Below are 4901 nucleotides of genomic sequence, written 5' to 3'. Positions count from 1 at the left end.
TCGATAACTACTGTTTTGTTTATCTCTTACGAGACAAACGAATTGACTGTGCTCTTGTTGTTATCCACTTTTGAAAAAGTGAAAGCAAAACAGCTCAAGGCTGTACCAACATGAATTGGTCACTCAGTGTATCGAATAAATCTTTTTGTCTATTCTCAACGAGTGCCCACACAGATTGCATAGGTCAAATTGTTAAAGAGCACCGCTCATCGTTGAGCGGGAGTGGCATCTTACGCCACTTTAGCATGGAGTCAAGCATTTTGTTTCGCTTGTCTGTATTGCCGTTGTTAGCGCGGCTTGCCGTGCCAACGAGAAGCGAATTATAGAGTGTTGTTTTTTCGATGCAAGTGTTTTTGTTCAAAAAAATCTAATCGCACAACTTTTCGCCGTGTCGTTAAATATATGTTTACGCTTGGCTATCTTTCAGTGCATCAGGCACATCGGCAATCGATACGAGTACCTGGCTCGCTAACGCCATTCCCTCTTCAGTAACAGGCTTGCCAGAACGAACCAGAAAACGTGTTTCGATACCTGCTGTTTGAGCTGCTTTCATATCATCCGTTTTATCACCCACCATCACAGAGCCAGATAAATCAATATCAAGCTCTTTCGCCGCCTCTAAAAACATTCCAGGTTTAGGTTTTCGACAGTCACAATCAACGCGGTATTCACCCACGCCTTCTGTGGTATGATGGGGGCAATAGTAAATGCCATCGAAATCCACACCTTTATCGGCAAAATTCCAATCCATCCACTCTGTTAATTGTAAGAAGTCATCTTCGGTGTAGTAGCCCCGAGCAATGCCCGCTTGGTTAGTGACGAGCACTAAGAGATACCCTTTTTCTTTCAACGCGCGGCACGCTTCAAACACACCGTCAATGTATTCAAAGTTATCGATACTAGCCACATAACCGTGGTCAACATTCACCACGCCATCACGGTCGATAAAAACTGCTGGTCGCCTCACGCATTGTTCCTCTTGATGAATAGTATTGAGATTATGTCACGCTCAAGACTGACTTGCATCCATACTCCCCGTCTCTTTCGCATGCTAATATAGTGACTTTGTTATCGGGTTTTATTCGTTTATGCGCTCCCCATTTTCTATCACACCGATCGGCACGCTCTGCTCACCGTTTAAAGAAAAGTTTGCGGTTCCTCGCCAACCGGGTCTGGCACCAAGTGCGCTGGCTTACCTTGACTTACACGATGAGGCCAATCAGATTGAGGCGGTTCGAAGTATTGAACAATATTCTCATCTATGGCTGCTGTTTCTCTTTGACCAAAACCTGGAGAAAGGCTGGCGACCGACAGTGCGTCCCCCACGTTTAGGTGGGAATGAACGTATTGGCGTATTTGCCAGCCGAGCGACGTTTCGCCCCAATGGTATTGGTATGTCAGCAGTCGAGCTGGTTGATGTGTCACAGAATAACGGGCAAGTCACTTTAACGCTGCGCGGCTGCGATCTCGTTGATCAAACACCTATTATTGATATTAAGCCGTATATTCCCTACTCAGATAACATTGCCAACGCCCAAGGTGGCTTTGCTCAAGCTAAACCTACCCCACTTGATGTTCATTTTTCGGATAGTGCATTACGTGCTTTATCTCAGTATCCTCATCAAGCCTACCATCAACGCGTGATCGCCGAAGTCTTAGCCCAGGATCCTCGTCCTGCCTATAAACAGGGCAAGGAGGATGATAAATGCTACGCCGTACATCTTTTTGACTTTAACGTGCGGTTTTATGTGCAACCCATGCAAATCCTGGTCGTAGCGGTAGAAGCTTTTGTCGAAACTCCCCCACACTGTTAATATGTTTGGACTTATTGAACGCTAATATCAACGGATAACTTTACATGCGTACCAGTCAATATCTGCTTTCTACTTTGAAAGAAACCCCTAGCGACGCAGAGATTGTCAGCCACCAGCTGATGCTGCGCGCGGGCATGATTCGAAAACTTGCCTCTGGCCTTTATACCTGGTTACCTTCGGGTGTCCGCGTACTTCACCATGTTGAACGCATTGTGCGTGAAGAAATGAATCGAGCCGGTGCCGTTGAGACCATGATGCCCGTAGTCCAACCCGCGGATCTTTGGTTAGAAACGGGACGCTGGGAGAAGTTTGGCCCTGAGCTACTCCGTATTGCTGACCGCCATCAGCGCGATTTTGTCTTGGGTCCCACGCATGAAGAAGTGATCACGCACTTAGCGCGTAATGAAATTAATTCATACAAGCAACTACCGCTCAATCTCTATCAAATCCAAACTAAGTTCCGTGACGAAGTACGCCCAAGATTCGGTGTCATGCGCTCGCGTGAGTTTACAATGAAAGACGCATATAGCTTTGATATTGATAAAGCGGGAATGGAACAAAGTTACGAGAAAATGCGCGCTGCCTACTGTGCCATTTTTGATCGTATGGGGCTGGATTATCGTGCTGTGTTAGCAGATACCGGTGCGATTGGTGGTTCAGCATCGCACGAGTTCCATGTCCTGGCGGACAGTGGTGAAGATCTGATCGCATTTTCGACCGAGTCTGAATACGCGGCGAATATCGAAAAAGCCGAAGCTCTGGCGCCTAAAGCAGAAGCTGATGCACCGACGCAAGAAATGACGCTCGTCGATACTCCAAATGCAAAAACCATCGCTGAGTTGGTTGAGCAGTTTGAGCTTCCGATTGAAAAGACGGTAAAAACCTTGTTTGTCAAAGCCTCTGAAGAGGTCGCGTCTGATCTTATCGCCCTGATCATCCGAGGTGATCACGAGCTGAATGAAGTAAAAGCAGAGAACCTCCCACAAGTTGCTGCGCCACTCACCTTTGCGACCGAAGAAGAGATTCGCGCACTGGTTGGGGCGGGTCCTGGCTCTTTAGGTCCTGTCAACTTACCCGCTCCTTTCATCGTCGATCGCAGTGTGGCTGTTATGAACGATTTTGGCGCCGGTGCCAATATCGACGATAAACACTACTTCGGCATTAACTGGGGACGCGATGCGGCGCTCGGCCAGGTTGAGGATTTACGCAATGTTGTCGAAGGCGATCCTAGCCCGTGTGGCAAAGGAACACTGATGTTTAAACGCGGTATCGAAGTCGGTCATATCTTCCAGCTTGGTAATAACTACTCACAAAAAATGAATGCCGGTGTGCTCGGGCAGGATGGCAAAAATGCGATGCTAGAGATGGGCTGTTATGGTATTGGCATCACGCGGGTCATTGCAGCCGCCATCGAACAGAACCATGACCAAAATGGCATTATCTGGCCAGACGCTATTGCCCCGTTTAAAGTCGCCATTGTACCGATGAATATGCACAAGTCTGAGCGGGTACGCGAAGCCGCAGAAAAACTCTATACTGATCTTACTCACGCTGGTATCGATGTATTATTCGATGATCGTAAAGAACGTCCAGGCGTGATGTTCTCAGATATTGAGCTTGTCGGTGTGCCTCATACGATTGTGATCGGTGAGCGCAGCATGGATAACGGGGTATTCGAGTACAAACACCGTCGTGATGGCGAGAAAGTGCCTTTTGCGATTGAGGATGCGCTAACTTTCGTTCAATCTAAGCTCAGCTAGATAACGCGTTAACCCGAGATTAATGCCCCGCACTGCGGGGCATTTTAGTATCAGTCAATTTGACGTATTGCTTTTTGATACGCCTGTTCAGCAAACTCCCAATTAACAACCTGCCACCATGCGTTGACATAATCCGGGCGCTTATTCTGGTAATTGAGATAGTAAGCATGCTCCCACACATCACAGCCTAGAAGCGGTTCACCCTTGACCTCTGCAATATCCATCAGAGGATTATCTTGGTTTGGTGTCGATGTAATCGCAAGATTACCATCCTCTTTAACGACCAACCACGCAAACCCTGAGCCAAACTGACCAATCGCCGCCTGACTAAATGCGTCTTTAAAGGCATCAAGGGAACCAAATGTCTGTTCAATAGCCTCAAAAAGTGCACCTTCAGGTGCCAATTTAGGGTTGGGCGTCATCGAGTTCCAATAAACCATATGGTTATAATAACCGCCGCCATTATTACGAATGGCAGCTGGGAGCTGAGAAATCTCACGGAACAACTCCTCGAGCGGTTGGCCATTGCGCTCCGTCTCTTTGATCGCAACAACGAATTTATCGAAATAGGTTTTATGATGACGTTGATGATGAATGCGCATGGTTACTTCATCAATATGGGGCTCTAACGCATCATAAGCATAAGGAAGCTCAGGGAAAAGATAAGTCATGGTGTCACTCCATTGATTATTACGACACCACCACACTAGATCGAATTGATAACGATTTTCAACCTCATTATCAATGGTGGTATTTTCAGATCTGCAATATAACGCCACGCGTTAGATAAAAGATCATCTATAATCAAACTGTTAGAGTAATGATGATCAGACTATGTCTAAAAGCAAACCGAAAATAGCCTTAGTCCTAACTGGCGGTGGCGCCCGAGCGGCTTACCAAGTTGGCGTGCTATCGGCGATCGCTCAGTGGTATCCTCGGGTGCATACTAGTCCGTTTACCATTTATTGTGGGACATCAGCCGGCGCCATTAATGCCGTCTCCCTCGCCAGTCATGCGTCATGTTTTCGACTAGGTGTCAAAAAATTGTCATGGTTGTGGCGCCGACTGAATACGTCCCGTGTCATTGCGAGTCAACCCAGTACCCTGATTGGCCACCTGTTGTCACAAACCGGGCAACGTTTTCAGTCTCATTATCAACCCCCCTTGCCATTCGGTTTACTGAATAATCGCCCTTTACGCTGTCTGCTCAATCAAACTATTAACTTTAATAAACTCAATTATCAGCTCTTAGCTGGGCACTTGCACGGGCTATCCGTCACCGCCTCTAACTATCAGACTGGCCAGTCAGTTAGCTTTTTCCAGGGGG

5 protein-coding genes are annotated in these 4901 nt (G+C 47.2%); 3 read left to right on the top strand and 2 right to left on the bottom strand.

All coding sequences use genetic code 11. From position 1 onward, the window contains the following. Positions 1 to 406 precede the first annotated feature (406 nt). Complete coding sequence (gene gmhB, locus DZ54_RS0116405; protein ID WP_025675264.1) at positions 407 to 967, bottom strand: D-glycero-beta-D-manno-heptose 1,7-bisphosphate 7-phosphatase; 561 nt, start codon at positions 965 to 967, stop codon at positions 407 to 409. A gap of 121 nt (positions 968 to 1088) precedes the next feature. Between gmhB and tsaA the strand changes: the two genes are divergently transcribed. Both tsaA and DZ54_RS0116395 read left to right on the top strand, forming a co-directional pair. After that, positions 1089 to 1814, top strand: a complete 726-nt coding sequence (gene tsaA / locus DZ54_RS0116400) for a tRNA (N6-threonylcarbamoyladenosine(37)-N6)-methyltransferase TrmO (protein ID WP_025675263.1) — start codon at positions 1089 to 1091, stop codon at positions 1812 to 1814. 44 nt (positions 1815 to 1858) lie between these two features. Then, a complete protein-coding gene (locus DZ54_RS0116395) occupies positions 1859 to 3574 on the top strand; it encodes a proline--tRNA ligase (protein WP_025675262.1) in 1716 nt (571 codons plus the stop codon). Positions 3575 to 3624: 50 nt separating this feature from the next. Here DZ54_RS0116395 and DZ54_RS0116390 read toward each other — a convergent pair whose 3' ends face one another. Beyond that, the gene (locus DZ54_RS0116390; RefSeq protein WP_025675260.1) at positions 3625 to 4245 is read right to left on the bottom strand and encodes a superoxide dismutase; all 621 of its coding nucleotides are present in this window, start codon (positions 4243 to 4245) and stop codon (positions 3625 to 3627) included. Positions 4246 to 4408: 163 nt separating this feature from the next. On the opposite strand from DZ54_RS0116390, the gene DZ54_RS0116385 reads away from it, so the two are divergent. Further along, a partial coding sequence (locus tag DZ54_RS0116385; protein ID WP_025675259.1) for a patatin-like phospholipase family protein occupies positions 4409 to 4901 on the top strand: 493 nt, incomplete at its 3' end.

The sequence above is a fragment of the Salinivibrio socompensis S35 genome, from assembly GCF_000513715.1.
Classification (GTDB): domain Bacteria; phylum Pseudomonadota; class Gammaproteobacteria; order Enterobacterales; family Vibrionaceae; genus Salinivibrio; species Salinivibrio socompensis.
Note: the sequence above shows the minus strand (reverse complement) of the source record. Positions and strands in the feature narration are given on the sequence as shown.